The organism is Azospirillum sp. SYSU D00513 (assembly GCF_017356015.1).
GTDB lineage: Bacteria > Pseudomonadota > Alphaproteobacteria > Azospirillales > Azospirillaceae > Azospirillum.
In genome coordinates, this window is sequence record NZ_JAFIQV010000001.1 from 1 (window position 1) to 20,679 (window position 20,679).

The 20,679-nt window shown below is 66.1% G+C and carries 15 protein-coding genes; 8 read left to right on the forward strand and 7 right to left on the reverse strand.

Annotated elements, in window-relative coordinates; genetic code table 11:
• Positions 1-565 precede the first annotated feature (565 nt).
• The 5 genes from JUB11_RS00005 (at position 566) to JUB11_RS00025 (ending at position 9,082) form a co-directional block, all read left to right on the forward strand.
• Entirely contained in the window at positions 566-1,273 is a 708-nt protein-coding gene (locus JUB11_RS00005) for a hypothetical protein (protein ID WP_207455047.1), read from the forward strand.
• Positions 1,273-2,412, forward strand: coding sequence for a hypothetical protein (locus JUB11_RS00010; protein ID WP_207455049.1), 1,140 nt, complete (start codon positions 1,273-1,275; stop codon positions 2,410-2,412). Before JUB11_RS00005 ends, JUB11_RS00010 begins: the two co-directional genes overlap by 1 nt.
• Positions 2,409-4,046, forward strand: a complete 1,638-nt coding sequence (locus tag JUB11_RS00015) for a hypothetical protein (protein ID WP_207455051.1) — start codon at positions 2,409-2,411, stop codon at positions 4,044-4,046. The genes JUB11_RS00010 and JUB11_RS00015 overlap by 4 nt, the downstream gene beginning before the upstream one ends.
• Before the next feature lie 181 nt (positions 4,047-4,227).
• On the forward strand, positions 4,228-6,174 hold the full coding sequence (gene mutL, locus JUB11_RS00020) for a DNA mismatch repair endonuclease MutL (protein ID WP_207455052.1): 1,947 nt from the start codon (positions 4,228-4,230) through the stop codon (positions 6,172-6,174).
• A gap of 700 nt (positions 6,175-6,874) precedes the next feature.
• Positions 6,875-9,082 (forward strand): DEAD/DEAH box helicase, encoded by a 2,208-nt coding sequence (locus tag JUB11_RS00025; RefSeq protein WP_207455053.1) that lies wholly within the window; start codon positions 6,875-6,877, stop codon positions 9,080-9,082.
• Between the two features lie 93 nt (positions 9,083-9,175).
• Here the strand turns inward: JUB11_RS00025 and JUB11_RS00030 are convergent, their stop codons facing one another.
• From JUB11_RS00030 to JUB11_RS00045, 4 genes are all read right to left on the reverse strand, one after another.
• Positions 9,176-10,837, reverse strand: coding sequence for an alpha-amylase family glycosyl hydrolase (locus tag JUB11_RS00030; protein WP_207455054.1), 1,662 nt, complete (start codon positions 10,835-10,837; stop codon positions 9,176-9,178).
• A gap of 62 nt (positions 10,838-10,899) precedes the next feature.
• A complete protein-coding gene (gene rsmD, locus JUB11_RS00035) occupies positions 10,900-11,466 on the reverse strand; it encodes a 16S rRNA (guanine(966)-N(2))-methyltransferase RsmD (protein ID WP_207455055.1) in 567 nt (188 codons plus the stop codon).
• Positions 11,447-13,078 carry a pseudouridine synthase gene (locus JUB11_RS33095; RefSeq protein WP_207455056.1) on the reverse strand — a complete coding sequence of 544 codons (1,632 nt, stop codon included), beginning with the start codon at positions 13,076-13,078 and terminating at the stop codon, positions 11,447-11,449. Before JUB11_RS33095 ends, rsmD begins: the two co-directional genes overlap by 20 nt.
• Before the next feature lie 75 nt (positions 13,079-13,153).
• Positions 13,154-13,363: a dodecin gene (locus tag JUB11_RS00045; RefSeq protein ID WP_207455057.1), complete on the reverse strand. Its 210-nt coding sequence runs from the start codon at positions 13,361-13,363 to the stop codon at positions 13,154-13,156.
• A 141-nt stretch (positions 13,364-13,504) separates the two neighbouring features.
• Here JUB11_RS00045 and JUB11_RS00050 point away from each other — a divergent pair, with 141 nt between their 5' ends.
• Complete coding sequence (locus JUB11_RS00050; protein WP_207455058.1) at positions 13,505-13,939, forward strand: nucleoside deaminase; 435 nt, start codon at positions 13,505-13,507, stop codon at positions 13,937-13,939.
• 21 nt (positions 13,940-13,960) lie between these two features.
• Here JUB11_RS00050 and purD read toward each other — a convergent pair whose 3' ends face one another.
• Positions 13,961-15,247, reverse strand: a complete 1,287-nt coding sequence (gene purD / locus JUB11_RS00055; protein ID WP_207455059.1) for a phosphoribosylamine--glycine ligase — start codon at positions 15,245-15,247, stop codon at positions 13,961-13,963.
• A 57-nt stretch (positions 15,248-15,304) separates the two neighbouring features.
• On the opposite strand from purD, the gene xseA reads away from it, so the two are divergent.
• Positions 15,305-16,969, forward strand: a complete 1,665-nt coding sequence (gene xseA / locus JUB11_RS00060; RefSeq protein ID WP_207455061.1) for an exodeoxyribonuclease VII large subunit — start codon at positions 15,305-15,307, stop codon at positions 16,967-16,969.
• Positions 16,970-17,120: 151 nt separating this feature from the next.
• Here the strand turns inward: xseA and pyrC are convergent, their stop codons facing one another.
• On the reverse strand, positions 17,121-18,176 hold the full coding sequence (pyrC, locus tag JUB11_RS00065) for a dihydroorotase (RefSeq protein ID WP_207455063.1): 1,056 nt from the start codon (positions 18,174-18,176) through the stop codon (positions 17,121-17,123).
• Between the two features lie 163 nt (positions 18,177-18,339).
• On the opposite strand from pyrC, the gene hisS reads away from it, so the two are divergent.
• Complete coding sequence (gene hisS, locus JUB11_RS00070; RefSeq protein ID WP_207455065.1) at positions 18,340-19,692, forward strand: histidine--tRNA ligase; 1,353 nt, start codon at positions 18,340-18,342, stop codon at positions 19,690-19,692.
• Positions 19,693-19,751: 59 nt separating this feature from the next.
• Here the strand turns inward: hisS and JUB11_RS00075 are convergent, their stop codons facing one another.
• Positions 19,752-20,570, reverse strand: coding sequence for a hypothetical protein (locus JUB11_RS00075; RefSeq protein ID WP_207455067.1), 819 nt, complete (start codon positions 20,568-20,570; stop codon positions 19,752-19,754).
• Positions 20,571-20,679: the final 109 nt, after the last annotated feature.

Sequence of the window (20,679 nt, forward strand, 5' to 3'; positions counted from 1 at the left end):
CGTGTCCGTCAGGTCGCTCGGGTAACGACGGTCGTCATCTTTGTACTTTTCCCGCTGCGCGTCTGTCCACATCGTCCACTCCTCCTGCCGTCACCAACAGGCAGAAGCAGGTTTCAGTCAAACAGGCTCTCAAAGCCCGCCGATTCGCTTCGGCGGGCTTTTTCTTTGGTCCCGCCCTCCTTGTCCCGCCGGCTGCGCGTCGCAAGCGCCCGGCCGCCCGCTCGGTCAACCACTCATACGATTTTCATGAAGTCCTGACCTGTGGTCAGGACTTCCGCGCCATGGGGCGCGGGGGCGGGGCGCGGGGCCGCAGGCGCGGCCCTAAACCGGGTTCGGAGGTCGGAATTTCCGAACCCGGTATCAGGGGCGAATACAGCCGAAGTCGAAGAATACATATGGATGCTCAAGGCCATACCGGTGGCTGCCGAGAAAAAGAATGAAGATCCGTTAAGAGCCACTTGTCACAGCTCCTTGCCCGCAGTCCGCCTGTACGCGGAATTGTGTCACTTGACGCCCCTTCAATTGCCTCCGCATAGTCGAAAGAGGTACGCCAAGGGAGCTAGAAATGTCGAATGTTGCCGGCAAGGCCTATGCGATGAACGTCATCACGCCTATGAGGCCTTGCCTGACCTGGGTCAACCGGTTGATCTTCATGTTCGCGCGCGCGGTGCCCGCGACGCTGTCGGGCCTGCTCGGCCTGTCGATCATCCATTTCGCCCGCTGGGTCATCATCCCCCGCGACAAGTGGCCGGATTTCGGCCAGCCGAAAGAGCAGCTGATCAACGACTACATGCTGTTCTGCTCGAACTTCAACGGCACCTGGGACCAGTACATCGACGCCTTCTCCGACGGCCTGCCCAACGGACTGGATCTGTTCTGGTATTCGAGCACGAAATACCCGCACTCGATCCCCATCACGCCGTTCAAGAACTACATCCGCGCCAACCAGATCGACACCGACTACTACTACAACGCCACGCCGGGTGCCGCACAGCGCGACATCAAGGCGGCGCTGCGCGTGCGCCGGGCGCTGCTGGACCTGGCCGAGAAGCACGCCACCCAGACGCCGGCGGAATTCGCCAAGTCCTACCGGGACGCGCTGGTGGCGGTCCAGAACGACCTGGGCTCCAACGGCTGGGCGCCCGTCGCTTCCAACGACACCATGAACGCCGAAATCAACCGCCAGCGCTTCATCGATGAGGTCTGGAAGAAGCCCGAGGCGAAAGGCGAGCCGGCGACGGCGCCCGCACCGCAGGCCGAGGAGGTCCACTGATGCCCAACTACGACGGCGGCCATTATTTCCTGACCGCGTTCTTCCCGGTCGATCTGGAACCGTGCAAGGACTCACAGGGCGTCGTGACGTCGCCCAGCTCCCGGCTGCGCAACGCGCTCGCCACCCTGCCCAACACCGTCCAGGTGCCCCGCGGCAAGCCGGGCTACGACCGGCGCAGCCCCTTCGCGCGCAACAAGCGCACCCATCTGGCCCGCATGGTCGTGATCGACGACCCCGCCTACAACGGCCGTGACCCCGGCGACGCCATCGTCCAGGGCGCCACGGGCGTCGATCTGCTGGCGGCCCAGCCGCAGGACCATCTGTCCCGCCCCTGGCTGATGCTCGCCGCCGACTTCGACGCGCCGGAGGGCGCCGACGGGGCGCTCGACGCCTGGGCCAGGGAGATCTGGACGGAGATGGAGCCCGAGCTCCGCGCGGTCTTCCGGAACTGCGTCGGCTTCGACAAGGTCCAGGACGCGGCCGGCTTCGCGGCCTACCTCCGCAAGGGGCAGCTCGAGACGACCATGTCGTTCAACGACTACTGGATCGACCCGCCCCCGCTTCCCTCCATGTCCATGCCGGCCCTGGCCGCGCGGGCGCTCGGCGCCTTCGCCTTGGTCGGCATTCTGGGCTGGGGGCTGAGCCTCACCGGCTTCCCGGCGGCGCTGCTCGGCGGTCTCGTCGCCGTGGCGGCGGGCGTGGCCGCGGCCCGGCGCAAGGCGGCCTGCGGCACCATCAGCCTCGCCCAGGCGCTGCGCGTCCTCGGCGGGGTGGCGGCGCTGGTCGGCGGCCTCGAATACGCCGTCTGGGCCGTGCTGGCGAGCCTGCCGCAGACCGCCGGCTGGGCCGGCATCGGCTGGATCGCCCCCGTCGGGCTGCTCGGCATCGCCGCGGCGCTGGCCGCGGGTGCGCACACCATCAACAAGCTCGGCTCGGCCCCCTTCGGCACGGCCCCCAACTCCGACCTGCGGTCGGTGCTGAAGAGCCTGCACCTCCAGCAGAACTTCACCCGCTTCGCGATCGACAACCAGGGTGTCGACGCGGCGTCCCTGCACAAGGAGTTCGGCCGCTTCCTCGCCGAACTCAAGCCCTCCGACATCAACGGCCCGACGCAGGCTCCGGGAGTGTTCCGGTCATGATCACGCTGACGACGACGAAACCCGCGGCCAAAGAGGTCGAACTCGAACTCGCCGACATCCAGGGCAACATCCTGACGGCCTATGGCCGCCTGGGTTTCCCCAAGGCCCGCTACCTGGTGCTGAGCTTCGACAAGAAGAAGGCGCCGCAGGCGCGTGAGTTCGTGAACGCGCTGCGCCCGAAGATCACGACGGCCCTGCGCTGGCCCAGCTCGAAGGACATCCCGACCGGTGCGGTGGTGGCGGAGCGGCCGATGGTGGCGCTCAACGTCGCCTTCACCTTCGACGGGCTTCTCGCGCTCGGCGTCTCGATCCGCACCCTGCGCGGCATGCCCGACGACTTCATCGAGGGCATGCGCGCCCGCCGCACGATCCTCGGCGACGACACGCCCGAAAATCCGGTCGAGGAGTGGGATCCGGTCTGGAATCCCGAGCGGGCCGAAGGCACCGTCCACATGCTCGTCACGCTGAACGCGCGGATGCGCGAGGACGGCACGGGCCTGCCCGTGCCGGAGCTGGACGTGATGACGAGCTGGATCCAGGACCTCTGCGCGCGGTCCGGTGGCGCCGTCCGCATCCTGAAGGGCCATGGCGGCCCCGACGCCGAGTACCAGGACCTGTCGGCCCTGACGCAGGACGGCATCCCCTGCGCCAAGGAGCATTTCGGCTACACCGACGGCATCAGCGACCCGGTCTTCGACGGGCAGTACCCCGACGGCTACGCCAAGTCGGTCGCGGTCGGCGGCGGCGCCACCGACGGCCAGGGCAACTGGCGGCCGCTGGCGACCGGCGAGTTCCTGCTCGGCTGGCCGGACGAGGCGCAGGAGATCCCCGGCGCGGCCATGCCGCTGGACTTCAGCCGCAACGGCACCTTCATCGCCTACCGCAAGATCGCCCAGGACGTCGGGGCCTTCAACGCCTGGGTCGAGGACGCCGCGGCCAAGCTGAAGGTTCTGTGGGATCTGTCCAGCCATGAGGAGGCCAAGGAAACGCTGCTCGCCAAGATGGCGGGACGCTGGACCGACGGCGTGCCGCTGGCGGTGGCGCCCGACTACCGCAGCTGGCTTTCCTTCAACCAGGAGTTCCCGGCCGACAGCAAGGACCCGGCCGTCCTGGCCGAACGCGGCCGCCGGCTGGTCGATTTCCTCTACCAGGGCGACGAGACGGGCAGCCGCTGCCCGGTGACGGCCCACATCCGGCGCGCCAACACGCGCGACATGCTGGATCCGGAGGCCGCCAACAAGGACCCGAAGTCCCGCATGGGCTCGGCCCTGAACAACCGCCGGCGCATCCTGCGGCGCGGCCTGCCCTTCGGCGGGAACAACGGCACGCCGGGCGAGAAGGGCATCGTCATGCTGGCCGTCTGCGCCAGCCTGCAGCGCCAGTTCGAGTTCGTCCAGCAGCAGTGGATCAACTACGGGCTGGACTTCAACGCGGGCAACGACACCTGCCCGATCATCGGCAACCACGGCGAGGACGCCAAGTTCGTCATCGCCGCCGACCCGAAGACCGGCAAGCCGCCCTTCATCGCGGCCCGGCTGAAGCAGTTCGTCCGCACGCGCGGCGGCGACTATTTCTTCGTGCCGTCGATGACCGCGCTGCGCATGATCGCCATGGGCGTCACCGACCCGACCTGACGCGCCGAATTGACACGCCCATCTGGTGCGTGACGGCGGCCCTTTTCCTCGGGCCGCCGGACCGGCTGGGCCGGTGAAGCAGAAACAGGTGAGGCGGAAATATGGGAGAAACGGTCCGGTAACCCCGTTCCACCCGTTCCGCGCTGTTTCACCGGCCCGTCCGGCCCCCTATATTCGGCCTATGCCGATCCGTATGCTCCCCGACACGCTCGTCAACCGCATCGCCGCCGGCGAGGTCGTCGAGCGCCCCGCCGCCGCCGTCAAGGAACTGGTGGAGAACGCCATCGATGCCGGCGCCACCCGCATCGAGGTGGTGGTGCGCGACGGGGGCAAATCGCTCATCACCATCACCGACGACGGCTGCGGCATGACGCCCGAGGAGCTGACGCTCGCGGTGGAGCGGCACGCCACCTCCAAGCTGCCGTCGGACGACCTTCTCGACATCCGCTCGCTGGGATTCCGCGGCGAGGCCCTGCCCTCCATCGGCGCCGTCAGCCGTCTGACCATCACCAGCCGGCCGCGCGGGGCCGACAGCGCCTGGGCGATCCTGGTGGACGCCGGCGCCAAGGGCGCGCCCCAGCCGGCGGCGCTCGCCCAGGGCACGCGGGTGGAGGTGCGCGACCTCTTCGCCGCCGTGCCGGCGCGGCTGAAGTTCCTGAAGGCCGCGCGCACCGAATACGACCACATCTCCGACTGCATCGAACGGCTGGCGATGGCCCATCCCGGCGTCGCCTTCACGCTCGCCGACGAGGGACGTTCGGGCCTGCGGCTGGGTGCGTGCGGCGGCGAGCCGGCGGAGGCGCGGCTGGCGCGGCTCGGCGCGCTGATGGGGCGCGACTTCCAGGACAACGCCATTCCCGTGGACGCCCTGCGCGAGGGCGTGCGGCTCAGCGGCTGGATCGGGCTGCCGACCCTGCACCGCCCGACCGCCCGCCACCAGCACCTGTTCGTCAACGGCCGCCCGGTGCGCGACAAGCTGATGGTGGGTGCCGTGCGCGGCGCCTACATGGATTTCCTGCCGCGCGACCGCCACCCGCTGCTCGCCCTGTTCCTGGAGCTGGACCCGCAGGAGGTGGACGTGAACGTCCACCCGGCCAAGGCGGAGGTGCGCTTCCGCGACCAGGCGCTGGTGCGCGGGCTGATCGTCGGCTCCCTGAAGCACGCGCTGGCCGAGGCCGGCCACCGCGCCTCCTCCACCGTGGGTGCCGCGACGCTCGACGCCTTCCGGCCGGAAACGCTGGCCACCCCGCCGGCGGGAGCCTACCCCCTGCCCGGCGGCACCCCCGCCGGACGGCCCTCGCCCTGGGAGGGCGGCGGCTTCGGAGGCGGCTTCGGTGGCGGTTTGGGACAGGGGCCGGCGGCTGGCTTCGGCGAGTACCGGCAGCCCTCCTCCTACCCGCCGCGCGGCCTCGCCGAGCAAGCGGTGGCGTTCCAATCGCCCTTCGCGCCGAAGCCCATGGGGCAGGTCCCGCTGTCGGGCCTCGACGTGGCCCCGTCGGCCCGCCCGCCGGAATACGCGCCGGAACCCTTGGGCCGCCCGCGCGAATCCCACCCCCTGGGTGCCGCGCGGGCGCAGGTCCACAACAACTACATCGTCGCCCAGACCTCGGAGGGCATCGTCATCGTGGACCAGCACGCCGCCCACGAGCGGCTGGTCTATGAGCGGATGAAGACTGCCCTGCTGGAGGGCGGCGTCAAGCGCCAGGCCCTGCTGATCCCCGAGCTGGTGGAAATGGACGAATCCTCCGCCGACCGCCTGCTCGCCCGCGCCCCCGAACTGGCCGAGCTGGGGCTCGTGCTGGAGGGGTTCGGCGCCGGCTGCGTCATGGTCCGCGAGGTGCCGGCGCTGCTCGGCCAGGCCGATGTGAAGCCGCTGGTCCAGGACCTCGCCGAGGAGCTGGCCGAACTGGGCGACGCCCTGTCCCTGAAGGAGCGGCTGGAATCCGTCTGCGCCACCATGGCCTGCCACGGCTCGGTGCGCTCCGGCCGCAGCCTCAACATCGAGGAGATGAACGCCCTGCTGCGCCAGATGGAAGCCACCCCCCACAGCGGCCAATGCAACCACGGCCGCCCGACCTACGTGGAGCTGAAGCTCTCGGACATCGAGCGGCTGTTCGGGCGGCGGTGAGAGAAAGGCTTTAATAAACCTTTATGAAAAGGCTCACCTAATACTAAAATTTGGACCGGTCAGAAGTAGGATCAGAAAGCATACATCATGGAGATGCGTTTGATGACTTTTCTCATGAGTAATTACAGGAGGCAGACTTCATCGCTTTTCAGAATTTTACTGGGCAGTATACTTTTTACCACAGAATACTGCCCAATTCACAATTCCACCCTTTAGTAGTTCGCCTCCTCATACTCGTTAGCTTCTGGCGCGCCAACAGCCATCACGACCGTGCGTGCACTGACATTCACCCAAAATCGTCCGCATCTATTTCCTCGTACATTCTGGAGAGCGCGATTAACATCGGTGGCTGCGGGGACGCCAAACTGGCTAGCGAAGGTGACCGCATACCCTCTGCCCGTCCAGAGTTGTCCGTCAGAAGATTGGTTGCAAGGAACACCCCAGGAGGCTTTTTCGCCACGAGGGATATAGGGGGTGCCAACGTAATCTGCCATTATATGTCCCTTTGAGTAAGCCTGCACAAATACACAACTATGCATGCGAACGGAGCATCGCTTTCCACCGATACGCATTACTACCTTGATTAAGGTACCCCATAAGGTAGTATGGTGGCAATGCGATTCTTTGTTTTCGTCATCCGACAGATACATGCAAACGAATGAAAAGCCCTATGGCTACATTTAGAAGAAAGAGTGCGAATATGAATGATAATAAGCATACCCATGTCACCTCACCCGCCAATAAAAGCCAAAGTGAAGGTGACGCACTCAACAAATCTGCAGAAGATAATTTCTACAACGACGCCGCCAACAATACAGGCAAAGGGCAATTCCTGGCGGACTACAGCGTCGATAAATCCATAATCTCGAAAAAGCGGGTCAAGTGGAGCCTGCTGAATGGGTTATCATTGCGCACTTGGCAAAGATCTGCGGTTGATTCTTGGCTTTCCCATAATGGGCGAGGCATAATGAAGGTGGTAACCGGAGCTGGAAAAACAATTCTGTCATTAGCAGTCGCTGAGCATGTACAGAATAATCTAGAAAATGATCTACATGTTGCAATTATAGTCCCATCTGTTGTTTTAGCAAACCAGTGGAGAAGCGTCCTCCTGCAGCATGGAAGCTTAGGAACTGAAGCAATTGGAATGCTAGGTGGCGGGCATTCCGACCAGTTCACTTCAGAGGTCCGCATACTTATAGCAGTTCTTAACTCAGCTGCTCAGAAATTGCCTGAAATCGTTCGATCTGCAAAGGTCGGCGATCGTTTATTGCTAATTGTGGATGAGTGTCACCGAGCGGGAGCATCTGAACGCCGTAAAATTTTTGAAACACAAAGGCGCTTCTCTTTAGGACTTTCAGCAACTCCAGAACGTGGCGACGAATTTGACGATAGCGCTAATAACGATGAAGCTTACCAAATGCCGTCAGGGGATGCTGTCTTGGCAGCCGAGCTTGGCGAAGTCGTCTATCAACTGAACTATGCCGAAGCAATTAAGACAGGAACACTCGCCGATTTTAAAATTGAACATTATGGCCTAGCACTCACTACCGATGAAAGAAACAAGTACGACCAAATTTCTCAAAGTATTTCTGACCTTCGGCGTGAACTAGAAGGGCGTAACAAAAGAGGCGAAGCCCTTCTTAGATGGTGCCGCTCTGCAGCGGGAAGGAACGACCCTCGGGCTCACCAATTTATTCAATTAACAACTGAACGAAAAATTTTACTCTACAAAATGACGTCACGTGTCGATGCCGTCAAATTGATCATCGAGCAGGCTCTTTCGTATGACATAAAATCAAAGGTTATTATTTTTCATGAAAGCATTGAAGAGGTAAACAGGATTTATAAAATTCTTGTGGACCATGGATATCCAGTTAGGGTTGAGCATAGCAAGCTGACCGGAACAGAGCGAGAGAAGGCTATTCAAGATTTTCGCTCTGGAAGCGCTCAGATAATTGTGTCAGCTAAGTCACTGATTGAGGGGTTCGATGCACCATCTGCTGATATCGGGATAATCGTTGCCGCCTCCTCATCCGTTCGACAGAGGATACAGACATTAGGACGCCTGTTGCGTAAAGGGCAGGATAAGGTAAAGCAGGCTCGGCTTATAATTTTCTATGCTCATAAAACGGTTGATGAATTTATTTATGAAAAAGCAGATTGGGAGGAGTTTGTTGGAAAAGGAAGAAATGAATACTATAAATGGGCGGATATCAAAGAGCCCCCACAGGCTGTGGGCGAGCCTCCACGCCGACCGCGGCGCCATGACGGCGACATCACGCCCAACGAATTAGAAGCCGGCGGACCTTACCCAGGGGTGTTTGAGGGAAGAATTTTTAGCCGTGACAGCCAAGGTAACATCATTGATGAAGAAGGAAAGTCTCTTCGGCCTACGGCAGAACTGAAGGCTATTTTGGCTCAGTGGATGCACGGCGGTGGTCGGTTCGCAGTAACGCCAACCCGCAAATACATCATACGTATAAACGGAGGAAACAAGGAAGGACATAAGTTACTATGGCTCGGCATTGCCCCTACCGAAATGTTCAATACCTCACCAGAGAAGGCAGCATCTTACTCGACCGGGCCGCTGAAGGAAGGTGATGTCTACCCATTCTCTCTTGAAAAGTCGTGCAAGTTTTCTGTTCTACAACGTGACCCACGTTTGGTCGCATTGAAAAAAGGCCGAAACGTGCAATTCGTAGTTTCTCCGGAAAAGCTAATCGATGCTGAAAAAGCTGAACGATTACAGAAAATTATTGACTCACTTCATCGCGTTTACCGCTCAGGACGCTTAATAAATAAAATATTAGTCACTGATAACGGAGATGCGGTATATGAATACGAGGGAGTTCCTTACTTTATCGGAAAAGCACCAGAAGGAAAGCAAGGCTTCGAATTTGATAGCTAATTGCATTGACCAGGAAGTTGCATAGAAAAGCTATTGTCTAACTCTCATGCAGCTTTGCACATAACGTCACAGGAGGTAGATTGCTTATTGCCCCTACTGCTCCGTCCGGCGCTGGATGTAGTCCAGCCCGCCGATGCGGAACCAGCGGTAGCCGTAGGGTTCCAGCACGAGGTGGTGGCGGCCGTCCTCGCAGGGTTCGCTGTGATCCTCGGACAGCAGGTTGATGAGGCGGCAGCTCGTGCCCTTGTCGTCGGGGTCGAGGCGGACCTCGTGCGGGCGGTCATCGAAATTGTGGAGTGTCAGCAGGGCGTTGTTCCGCCAGGAATAGCGCAGGGCGAGGATGGCGGGGATGCCGGTCTCCACGATGTCGAAGTCGCCCCAGCCGATCTCCGGGCATTCCTTGCGCATGCGGATGATGCGCTCCATCCAGTTCAGCAGGGATTGCGGGTCGCGGCGCTGTTCGGCGACGTTGACGCGCTTGTAGCCGTAGGGGCCGTCGGCGATCACCGGGCGGACGGGCTTCTTGGCCTTGGTGAAGCCGCCCTGCTCCTCCGGGGTCCATTGCATGGGCGTGCGGGCGCACTCGCGTTCCGGCAGGCTGAGGTCGTCGCCCATGCCGATCTCGTCGCCATAGTTGAGGACCGGCGTGCCCGGCAGGGTGAAGAGCAGGCTGTAGGCCAGCTCCAGCCGGCGGCGGTCATCCTTCAGCATCGGGGCGAGCCGGCGGCGGATGCCCCGGCCGTAGAGCTGCATGTTCTCCTCCGGCCCGAAGGCATCGAAGACCGCCTGACGCTCCTCCTCCTCCAGCCGGCCGAGGTCCAGCTCGTCGTGGTTGCGCAGGAACATGCCCCATTGGGCGGTAGCGGGGCGCGAGCGGGTGTCCTTCAGGGCCTGGGCCAGCGGTCCGGTGTCGGCCGTCGCCAGCGCCAGGAACAGGCGCTGGTTGACGTGGAAATTGAACATCATGTGCATGCGCTCGCCGTGCTGGCCGAAATACTCCATGTTGCCCTTGGGCTCGATGTTGGCCTCGGCCAGCAGCAGGGCGTCGCCCTTGCGCCACTGCACGAACTCGCGGAAGGTCCGCAGCAGGTCGAACCGCTCCTCCTGCTGGACCACCTGCGCCCCTTCGGTCGCGATGATGAAGGGCACGGCGTCCATGCGGAAGCCGGAGACGCCCAGCTCGATCCAGAATCCGATGATCTTCAGCAGCTCCGCCTGGACCTCCGGGTTGCCGGTGTTGAGGTCGGGCTGGAACTCGTAGAAACGGTGGAAATAGTAGGCCTTGGCCTGCTTGCTGTAGGTCCAGGTCGTCTCCTGCACGCCGGGGAAGACCATGCCCTGGTCGGCGTTGGCCGGCTTCTTGTCCGACCAGAGATACCAGTTGCGGTACTTGGAGTCGGGGTTGCGGCAGGCCTCCTTGAACCAGGGGTGCTGGTCGGAGGTGTGGTTGGCGACGAGGTCCATGATCAGCCGGATGCCGCGCAGCTTGCAGCCATGGCTGAACTCCACGAAGTCGCCGAGCGTGCCGTAGCGCGGATCGACGTTGTAATAGTCGGTGATGTCGTAGCCGTGGTCGCGCAGGGGCGAGGGCTGGAACGGGCCGAGCCAGATCGTGGTCACCCCCAGCCCGTGCAGATAGTCGAGCTGGTTCAACAATCCCTGGAAGTCCCCCATTCCGTTGCCATCGGAATCCATGAAGGTGGACAGGGACAGATTGTAGATGACCGCGTTCTTGTACCAGAGGTCGTTGATCACGCCGGCTCTCCCTTTCCGCGACCGCCTTTCAACAGCGGCGAGGCTCGGAGGTGCCCTGCGGGTCAGGCGCCGTAGCGCAGGAAATGGAGGCGCGTGTCGCCGTAGCGGCGCTCGTCCAGCGCCGTGAAGCCGTCGGGCAGCGGCAGGGGATCGGCCTTGGCGACCTCCACCACCGCCACGGCACCCGGCGCCAGCCAGCCGGCCCCGGCCAGCCCGGCCAGCGCCCTCGGCGCCAGCTCCCTGCCGTAGGGCGGGTCGAGGAAGGCCAGCGTGCAGGCTTGGCGGGGCGGCGGCGGCTTGGTGGCGTCGGCGCGCAGCACCGCAGCGCGCTCCCCCTCCCCCAGATCGGCGATGTTGGCGCGGACGGCGTCCAGCGCCGCCCGCCCGATGTCGAGAAAGCTGCAATGGGCGGCCCCGCGCGACAGCGCCTCCAGCCCGAGGGCGCCGGTGCCGCAGAAGGCGTCCACCACGACGGCGTCCTCCACGGGCGAGCCCTCCTCCGGCCCCCAGCCCGACGAGGCCAGGATGCTGAAGAGGGATTCGCGCGTGCGGTCGGTGGTCGGCCGCGTGTCCATGCCGCCGGGTGCGGCCAGCCGCCGCCCCCGGTGCTTACCGGCGACGATCCGCACGGCCCCGCTCCGTCCGGCCGCGCTCGCCCGGACCCGCCTGACCGCGTTCGGCCTGGCCGCGCTCGGGGCGGCCGCCTTCCGGGCGCCCGCGCTCGGCCCGCGCGCCGCCGGCCGGCTTGTCCGTCCCGCCCGGCTTCGGTTTGCCCGCAGAGGGTTTTGCCGCCTGCGGCTTCGTAGCTTGAGGCTTGCCCGCATGGGGCTTCGCCGCGTTGGGCTTGCCCGCATAAGGCTTGTCGGAATGGGGCTTGTCGGCACCCGGCTTGGCCGCCCGGCCCCGCGACTGGGCACCGGTGGCCGGCTTCGCGCCGGTGGCCGGCCTTGCTCCGGCGACGTCGTCGCCCTGGTGCGCGGCGCGGCCCTTGCCGGCCCCGCCCCGCTTCGTCCCGCCGGGTTTCGGCGCGGCCTTGGCCCAACCGGCCTTGCTCACCTTGACGGGCGGCTTGCCGGCGGCGGCGGGTCTGGCGGACGACATCGCCTCGCCGCGCTCACCGGCGGCGGCGCGGGCGGGTGCTGCGTCCTGCCTTGCGCTGTCCGGACGTCCGCCATCGGGCCGTGCGTCAGGTTCCCCGCCCGGCTTGCCGGTCTTGGGACGCGCCCAGCCGGCCTTGGCGCGGGACGGCTTCGGGGCCGCGCTCTCCTCGCCCGTGTCGAGTTCGGGGCGGTACCTGGCCGGGGCGTGCTGCCGGGCCGGAGCCTTCGCCTCCGCCTTGGCCCAGCCCGCCTTGGCGTCGAAGGGCTTGGGCGCCACCTTGCCGACGCCGGAGCGGGACGGGGCGCTCTTGGCCGCGTCGCCGCCGGCCAATCCCTTGGACGGCTTCGCGGGTGCCTCCTCGGCGCCGCTGAAGAAGCGGGCGACCTGCTCCTTCACGATGCGCCGGGGCACCTCCTCCACCTCGCCCTCCGGCAGCTTGCCGAGCTGGAAGGGGCCGTAGGCGACGCGGATCAGCCGGTTCACGGTCAGGCCCAGCGAGTCCATCACCTTGCGGATCTCGCGGTTCTTGCCTTCCTTGATGCTGACGGTCAGCCAGGCGTTGCGGCCCTGGACGCGGTCGAGCACCGCTTCCACCGGGCCGTACTTCACCCCCTCGATGGTCGGGCCCTTGGCGAGGGCCGCCAGCTGGATTTCGTCCACCTCGCCGAACACGCGCACGCGGTAGCGCCGGGTCCAGCCGGTGGCCGGCATCTCCAGGAAGCGCGCCAGCTCGCCGTCGTTGGTGAGCAGCAGCAGCCCCTCGGTCGTCAGGTCGAGGCGCCCGACGGAGACGACGCGCGGCATGTTCGGCGGCATGCGGTCGAACACCGTCTCGCGGCCCTTCTCGTCGCGTGCCGTGGTCACAAGGCCCGACGGCTTGTGGTAGCGCCACAGCCGGGTCGGCTCGGGTTCCGGAATGGGCTTGCCGTCCACCTGCACGATGTCGCCCGGCCGCACCACGAAGGCGGGGCTGGCGAGCGCCGTGCCGTTGACGGCCACGCGGCCTTCGGTGATCCAGCGTTCGGCGTCGCGGCGCGAGCAGAGGCCCGCGCGCGCCAGCCGCTTGGCGATGCGCTCCCCGCCTTCGGCGTCGGGGCCGTCGGCAGGGGTTTCGATGGGGTCGAGATCGGGGGTGTCCATGGGCTGCGACCATAGGGCCTGGGGGCCTCGCCCGCAAGCCATGGCCTTGCTTTCCCGCTGATCAGATGCCCGCGCTCATTCGTCCAGCCGGAAGCCGACCTTCATGCAGACCTGGAAATGCGCGACCTTGCCGCCCTGCACATGGCCGCGGATCTCGTCCACCTCGAACCATTCCACATTGCGCAGGGTCTTGGCGGCGCGCTCGATGCCGTTCTTGATGGCGTCGTCCACCGTGGTCTCCGACGAACCGACGATCTCCACCTTCTTGTAGATATGGTCGCTCATGAGGGGCTCCTGTTGGCCGTGACGAAAGCTCAACAGGAAAGGACGGCGTTTGGCACCTTGACGCTGTCCGGACGGCGCGCGACGTTTGCCCGCATGCGCAAGCTCTCATCCAGCAATCCCTCACCCCCCAAACCCTCACCGATGGAAATCGCCTTCGAGGAGGCGGAGGCCGCGGCCAAGCGCGGCGAGGTGCCGGTGGGCGCCGTGCTGGTCGATCCCGCGACGGGCGACATCCTCGGCCGCGCCGGCAACCGGACGGAGGAGCTGGCCGACCCCACAGCCCACGCGGAGGTGCTGGCGATCCGCCAGGCCTGCGCGGCGCGCGGCGAACCGCGCCTGCCCGGATGCGACCTCTACGTCACGTTGGAGCCCTGCGCGCTCTGCGCCACGGCGATCAGCTTCGCGCGGCTGCGGCGCGTCTATTTCGGGGCCTACGACCCCAAGGGCGGGGCCGTGGAGCATGGCCCGCGCTTCTTCGGCCAGCCGACCTGCCATCACGCACCCGACGCCTATGGCGGCTTCGACGAGACGCGGGCCGGCCGGCTGCTGCGCGACTTCTTCCGGGAGCGGCGCTAGGCCGCTCCCGTCCGAAAGCACTTACCGTCCGACCGCGCGCCAGCCGATGTCGCGGCGGCAGAAGCCGTTCGGCCAATCGAGCTTGTCCACCGCCTGGTAGGCGCGCGCCTGCGCCTCGGCGACGGTCGGGGCCAGCGCCGTGACGCCCAGCACGCGCCCTCCGGTGGAGAGCACGCGCCCGTCGTCCGACAGCTTGGTGCCGGCGTGGAAGACGGTGACGCCGTCCACCGCGTTGGCGGCCTCGAAGCCCCGGATCTCCGTGTTCTTCACGTAATCGCCGGGATAGCCGTTGGCGGCCATGACAACGCAGAGCGCGGTCTGGTCGTGCCAGCGCAGGTCGATGCTGTCGAGCACCCCGTCGGCGGCTGCCACCAGCGCCGCCAGCACGTCCGACTTCATGCGCATCATCAAGGTCTGGCATTCGGGATCGCCGAAGCGGACGTTGAACTCCAAGGTCTTCGGCACCGGGCCGTCCGGCCCCTGGAGGATCATCAGCCCGGCGAAGAGCACGCCCTTGAAGGGCTTGCCCTCGGCGGCCATGCCCCTGACCGTGGGCAGGACGATCTCGCGCATGACGCGGTCCTGCAGGTCGGGCGTCAGCACCGGGGCCGGGGAATAGGCGCCCATGCCGCCGGTGTTGGGGCCGGTGTCGCCGTCGCCGACCGCCTTGTGGTCCTGGGCGGAGACGAGCGGCAGGGCCGTCTCGCCGTCGCACAGCGCGAAGAAGCTGACCTCCTCCCCGTCCAGGAACTCCTCCACCACCACCTCGGCGCCGGCGGCGCCGAAGCGGCCCTGCACCAGCGCCTCGTCGATGGCGGCGAAGGCCTCCTCCGCCGTGCGGGCGACGGTGACGCCCTTACCGGCGGCGAGCCCGTCGGCCTTCACGACGATGGGGGCGCCATTCTTCCGCACGAACGCCTTGGCGGCCTCGGGCTCGGTGAAGCGCCCGTAAGCGGCGGTCGGCACCTTGTACTTGGCGAGGATGTCTTTCATGAAGCCCTTGGAGCCCTCCAGCTCCGCCGCCGCGGCGCTGGGACCGAAGGCCTTGATGCCGATGGCCGTCAGCCGGTCCACGAGGCCGAGCACGAGCGGCCCTTCCGGCCCGACCACGACGAAGTCGATGCCGTTGTCACTGGCAAACCGGACCAGGGCGTCCACATCCTCCGAGCCGATGGGCACGCACTGGGCGACGTCGGCGATGCCAGCGTTGCCGGGGGCGCAATAGAGCGCGTCGCACAGCGGCGAATTCTGGATGGCCCAGCACAGGGCGTGTTCGCGCCCGCCCGACCCGACGACCAGGACTTTCATGGCACCTCGTCCTTCCGTGCTTGTTGCCTGCGGGCAGCCTTGTATCATGGCCCGGCCATGACACAAGACCTTGATCAGACGACCCCGATCATCGCGGCGGAGCCGCGCCCGGGCTCCAACCTGCCGGAATATTCGGTCGGCGACCTCGCCCGGCGCCTGAAGCGCACGATCGAGGACGAGTTCGGATTCGTCCGGGTGCGCGGCGAGATCTCCCAGCCGAAGAAGCACAGCTCCGGCCACGTCTATCTCCGCCTCAAGGACGACACGGCGGTGATCGAGGGGGTGTGCTGGCGCGGCACCGTCGCGAAGCTGGCGATCCGGCCCGAGGAGGGGCTGGAGGTCATCGTCACCGGCCGCATGACGACCTACCCCGGCCGCTCGCAGTACCAGCTCGTCATCGAGACGATGGAGCTGGCGGGCGAGGGCGCCCTGCTGAAGATGCTGGAGGAGCGCAAGCGCCGGCTGGCCGCCGAAGGGCTGTTCGACCCCGGCCGCAAGAAGCCCATCCCCTTCCTGCCCACGGTCATCGGCGTCGTCACCTCTCCCACCGGCGCGGTCATCCGCGACATCCTGCACCGGCTGAACGACCGCTTTCCCCGCCATGTGCTGCTCTGGCCGGTCGCGGTCCAGGGCGACAGCGCCGCCGCCCAGGTGGCCGCCGCGATCCAGGGCTTCAACCGGATCACACCGGGCGGGCCGGTGCCGCGCCCCGACCTGATCATCGTGGCGCGCGGCGGCGGTTCGCTGGAAGACCTCATGGCCTTCAACGAGGAGGCCGTGGTGCGCGCGGCGGCGGCCAGCGCCATCCCGCTGATTTCCGCCGTCGGGCACGAGACCGACACGACGCTGATCGACTTCGCCTCCGACCTGCGGGCACCCACCCCGACCGCCGCCGCCGAGATGGCCGTGCCGGTGCGGGCCGAGCTGCTGGCCCAGCTGCTGGACGGGCAGCGCCGCCTCGTCGCCGGGTCCGGGCGCCTGCTCGCCGAACAGCGCACGCGGGTGGAAGGGCTGGGGCGCGGCCTCGGCGACCCGCGCGCCCTGCTGGAGGGCTGCGCCCAGCGGCTCGACGACCGGGCCGAGCGGCTGCGGATGGCGTCCGTCAGCCTGCTGGAACGCCGCCGCACCCGCGTCGGCGAGCTGTCCGCCAAGCTGCGCCACCCGCGCGAGAAGCTGATGCAGGCGAGCCAGCGGCTGGCCTCCGAATCCCGCGCGCTCGACGGCGCCCTGCGCCAGGCGGTCACCGCGACGCGTGGCCGGCTGGAACGGGTGACGGCGCGCCTCTCGCTCCGCCCCAGCCGCATCAAGGCGGCCGAAGGCGAACGCCGCCTGGAGGACCTGACGCCCCGGCTCGACCGCGGCTACGCCAAGCTGCTGGAGCAGCGCTCGGCCCGGCTCGCCACCGCCGGGCAGCTCCTGGAAAGCTACTCCTACAAGGGCGTGCTGGAGCGCGGCTTCGCCCTGGTGGAGGACGCCACGGGCAAGCCCCTGACCAGCGCGGCCGACGCCGCGCCGGGCCTCCCCGTCACCCTCGTCTTCGCCGACGGCAAGGCCGCCGCGACGATGGACGGCGGCGCGCCCAGGCATGAGCCGAAGCCGGAGCCGAAACCCGAACCGGAACTGGCCGCCGCCGCCCCTGCCCCGGCACCGAAGCCCAGGGCGGAGAGGAAGGCGGCGGAAAAGAAGCCCTACAAGTCGCCGGTGCAGGGGAGCTTGTTTTAGGGCCGGTTAATTTCCTCTCCCCTTGGGGAGAGGATTAAGGTGAGGGGGTCCGGCGATTGCCGAACTGCTCGGTTCCCCTGCCCCCCCCTCACCCTCCCCTCTCCCCAAGGGGAGAGGTTTAAGCCGTGTCTTTCCCGTTACTTCAACTTCCTCAAACCACCCCAACAAACCGCCAGTTCAGCGTCTCGCCGCTGCGGAAGGGCAGGATGCCGTCGCCGTCGGGGAGCAGGACGAGGTCGGGCGCCTTGGTCGGGGTGCGGTCCAGGGCGACGCGCTCCTCGGACGGCGGCAGGCCGTAGAAGCGGGGGCCGTTCAGGCTGGCGAAGGCCTCCAGCCGGTCGATGGCGCCGGCCTTGTCGAAGGCCTCTGCGTAGAGTTCCAGCGCGGTGGCGGCGGTGAAGCAGCCGGCGCAGCCACAAGCGCTCTCCTTCGCGGTCAGGGCGTGCGGGGCCGTGTCGGTGCCCAGGAAGAAGGGTCCCTCGCCCGAGGTCGCGGCCTCGACCAGCGCCTCGCGGTGCGCCTCGCGCTTGGCGATGGGCAGGCAGTAGAGGTGCGGGCGGATGCCGCCGGCGAAGATGTCGGAGCGGTTGATCAGCAGGTGGTGCGCCGTGATGGTGGCGCCGATCCGGCCCGACGCGGCGTGGGCGCGTACGAAGGCCACGGAGTCCGCCGTGGTGCAGTGCTCCAGCACCACGCGCAGGGTCTTGTGGCGCTCCAGCAGCGGGGCCAGCACGCGGTCGAGGAAGACGGCCTCGCGGTCGAAGATGTCGATGGCCGGGTCGGTCACCTCCCCATGGATCAGGATCGGCATGCCGATCTCCGCCATGCGCTCCAGCACCGGCTCGATCCGCGCGATGTCGGTGACGCCGTGGGCGCTGTTGGTGGTCGCGTTGGCCGGGTAGAGCTTCGCCGCCGTGAAGACGCCGTCCCGGAAGCCCTGGGCCAGATCGTGCGGGTCGGTGCCGTCCGTCAGATAGGCTGTCATCAGCGGCGTGAAGGACATGCCCGCCGGCAGGGCCGCCAGGATGCGGTCGCGGTAGGCGCGCGCGTCGGCGGCGGTCGCCACGGGGGGCTTCAGGTTCGGCATGATGATGCCGCGCCCGAACTGCGCGGCCGTGTAGGGCAGTACGACCTTCATCATGTCGCCGTCACGCACATGCACGTGCCAGTCGTCGGGACGGCGGAGGATGATGCGGTCAGCGGACATGGGGGCTCCGGGAGGGCGGCGGTTTCGGTTGCGCGGTGTTCTAGCCCCTTCCGGCGGCAGGCTCAACGGCTTGGCTTTTTCCGTCACCGTTTTGGTGACGCAAGGCCAGAAAGCCGCTAGGACATGTCCTAAATTTAGGACTCGCCCTGAACTGGATCCTTCGATGAGCCTGATCACGCCCCGCACCCCGACCGGAACGATGGAACTGCTGCCGCGCCAGCAGGTCGCCTTCCAGCGCCTCCTGGACACCATCCGCCGCGGCTACGAGCGGTTCGGCTTCGTGCCGGTCGAGACGCCGGTGTTCGAGACGGTGGAGACGCTGCTGACCAAGTCGGGCGGCGAGACGGAGAAGCAGGTCTATTTCGTGCAGTCCACCGGCGCCATCCAGCAGGGCCACAAGCCGGACATCGCGCTGCGCTTCGACCTGACGGTGCCGCTCGCCCGCTACGTCGCGGAGCATGAGCGCGACCTGGTCTTCCCCTTCCGCCGCTACCAGATCCAGCGCGTCTACCGGGGCGAGCGCGCCCAGCGCGGGCGCTTCCGCGAATTCTACCAGTGCGACATCGACGTCATCGGCAAGGACAGCCTGTCGCCGCATTTCGACGCCGAGATCCCGGCGGTCATCCACCATGTCTTCAGCGAGCTGAATTTTGGCGGCTTCACGATCAACGTGAACAACCGCAAGATCCTGCTGGGCCTGCTGGAAGGCATGGACATCACGGACGAGGAAAAGCGCGTCCTGGTCCTGCGCGAGATCGACAAGCTCGACAAGATCGGCCAGGACAAGGTGCGCGAGAGCCTGACCGGCACGCTGGGCGTGCCGGACTCCGTGGCCGGCCTGCTCCTCGGCCTGATCGAGGCGGAGGGCACGAACGAGGAGACCCTCGCCCGGCTGTCCGCGCTGGACATCCGGAGCGACCAGTTCCGCGAGGGCGTGGCCGAGCTGACCACCGTCATCGAGGGGCTGAAGGCGCTTCAGGTGCCGGACGGCGTTGTGCGCATCAACCTCGCCATCGCGCGCGGGCTCGACTACTACACCGGCACGGTCTACGAGACCTTCCTGAACGACCATCCGGGCATCGGCAGCGTCTGCTCCGGCGGGCGCTACGAGAACCTGGCGAGCCACTACACCAAGTCGAAGCTGCCCGGCGTGGGCATCTCCATCGGCGCCACGCGGCTGTTCTACCAGCTCATGGAGGCCGGGCTGATCCAGGACGGCGCGCCCACCGCGCAGGTGCTGGTGACGCAGATGGACCCCGCCCTGTCCGCCGATTATTTCCGCATCGCGACCGAACTGCGCGCCGCCGGCCTCAACACGGAAATCAACCTGGAAGGCGGCAAGTTCGCCAAGCAGATGAAATATGCCGACCGCACCGGCGTGCCCCTGGCCGTCCTCATGGGCTCCGACGAGAAGGCGCGCGGCACGGCCGTGCTGAAGAACCTCGCCAAGGGGGAGCAGGAGGAGGTCCCGCTGGCCGACCTCGCCGCGCGGGCGAAGGCGATGCTCGGGCTGTAAGGCCTTTGGGGCCATGGGCGCTGCCCATGGCCCCTGCGGGCGAAGATCCCGGCGAAGGATCAGCCGAAGAAACTGGCGTCGAATGTGCGCTGGCGGGTTGGGTCATGGTCGTCGGAGCCGCTGTAGACCCCGCGCCCATCCGTGTAGTCGCCGATGACCCCGAGAGTCGCGCCGAGGCCGGCGTCCTGGATGCGGTCGATGATCGCGCCGGCATTGCCGCCGAACTTGTCCATGATCGACGCTTCGTCGAAGTTGCCGAGAATGTTGTCGTGCAGGCTCTGCATCCGGTCCGGCGTGGTACCGGCGTCGGAGGAGTCGGGTGCGAATTTCGCGATGTCCAGCAACCGCGCCCCGCCCTCGCGCAGGTGCGTCGCATAGGCGATGCCCAGGTCGATAAAGGCATCGTTGATTTCGGTGTTGTAGTAGAAATAGTTGTCGTCGAGGTGATCCCAGACGACCCTGAAGGCGTCCTCCTGGTTGCCATTGACCTGAAGGGCGTCCAGCGCTCCGTTGACGCCGCGCTCCTCGATCAGTTCGCTGACAATGGTGTCGAGGTCCTGGCTCGGCTCGAACTTGCCGTCGGCCGCCATGTCGGCGCCCGTGAAGGTGACGCCGGTCAGGTTCACGGCTCCGTTCCCCTGAAAATCCAGATCGATCAGACCGAGGCTCCCGGCACCGATGGTGACGGTCGTGTCCTGGCCGATCACGATCTCCTCGATATCGGCGAATTGAGACGAGGACAGGTTGGTGACTTGGCCATCCTCACGGTCGATCTGGATGTTCTTCTTGCCGAATTCGAACTCGTAATGGCCGGACCTTAAAAAGGACAGGACTCCGTCATTCAAGGAGACGGTCTTGGAGCTTCCAAGAACTGCCATTTCATTCCTCCCTGCTGATATGATGAACCGTGGCCGACATCAGGCGTTTTCGGGCTTCACGGGGATCGCCGCGAAACGGATGATCGCTCACAAGCACAATTTCTTTCGC

What these genes read in the sequence shown, in the direction of transcription:
- JUB11_RS00075 (WP_207455067.1), bottom strand. Translation starts at nt 20,570, where the DNA reads ATGGCAGTTCTTGGAAGCTCCAAGACCGTCTCCTTGAATGACGGAGTC.
- JUB11_RS00015 (WP_207455051.1), top strand. Translation starts at nt 2,409, where the DNA reads ATGATCACGCTGACGACGACGAAACCCGCGGCCAAAGAGGTCGAACTC.
- JUB11_RS00010 (WP_207455049.1), top strand. Translation starts at nt 1,273, where the DNA reads ATGCCCAACTACGACGGCGGCCATTATTTCCTGACCGCGTTCTTCCCG.
- xseA (WP_207455061.1), top strand. Translation starts at nt 15,305, where the DNA reads ATGACACAAGACCTTGATCAGACGACCCCGATCATCGCGGCGGAGCCG.
- purD (WP_207455059.1), bottom strand. Translation starts at nt 15,247, where the DNA reads ATGAAAGTCCTGGTCGTCGGGTCGGGCGGGCGCGAACACGCCCTGTGC.
- JUB11_RS00050 (WP_207455058.1), top strand. Translation starts at nt 13,505, where the DNA reads ATGGAAATCGCCTTCGAGGAGGCGGAGGCCGCGGCCAAGCGCGGCGAG.
- hisS (WP_207455065.1), top strand. Translation starts at nt 18,340, where the DNA reads ATGAGCCTGATCACGCCCCGCACCCCGACCGGAACGATGGAACTGCTG.
- mutL (WP_207455052.1), top strand. Translation starts at nt 4,228, where the DNA reads ATGCCGATCCGTATGCTCCCCGACACGCTCGTCAACCGCATCGCCGCC.
- pyrC (WP_207455063.1), bottom strand. Translation starts at nt 18,176, where the DNA reads ATGTCCGCTGACCGCATCATCCTCCGCCGTCCCGACGACTGGCACGTG.
- JUB11_RS33095 (WP_207455056.1), bottom strand. Translation starts at nt 13,078, where the DNA reads ATGGACACCCCCGATCTCGACCCCATCGAAACCCCTGCCGACGGCCCC.
- JUB11_RS00045 (WP_207455057.1), bottom strand. Translation starts at nt 13,363, where the DNA reads ATGAGCGACCATATCTACAAGAAGGTGGAGATCGTCGGTTCGTCGGAG.
- JUB11_RS00025 (WP_207455053.1), top strand. Translation starts at nt 6,875, where the DNA reads ATGAATGATAATAAGCATACCCATGTCACCTCACCCGCCAATAAAAGC.
- JUB11_RS00005 (WP_207455047.1), top strand. Translation starts at nt 566, where the DNA reads ATGTCGAATGTTGCCGGCAAGGCCTATGCGATGAACGTCATCACGCCT.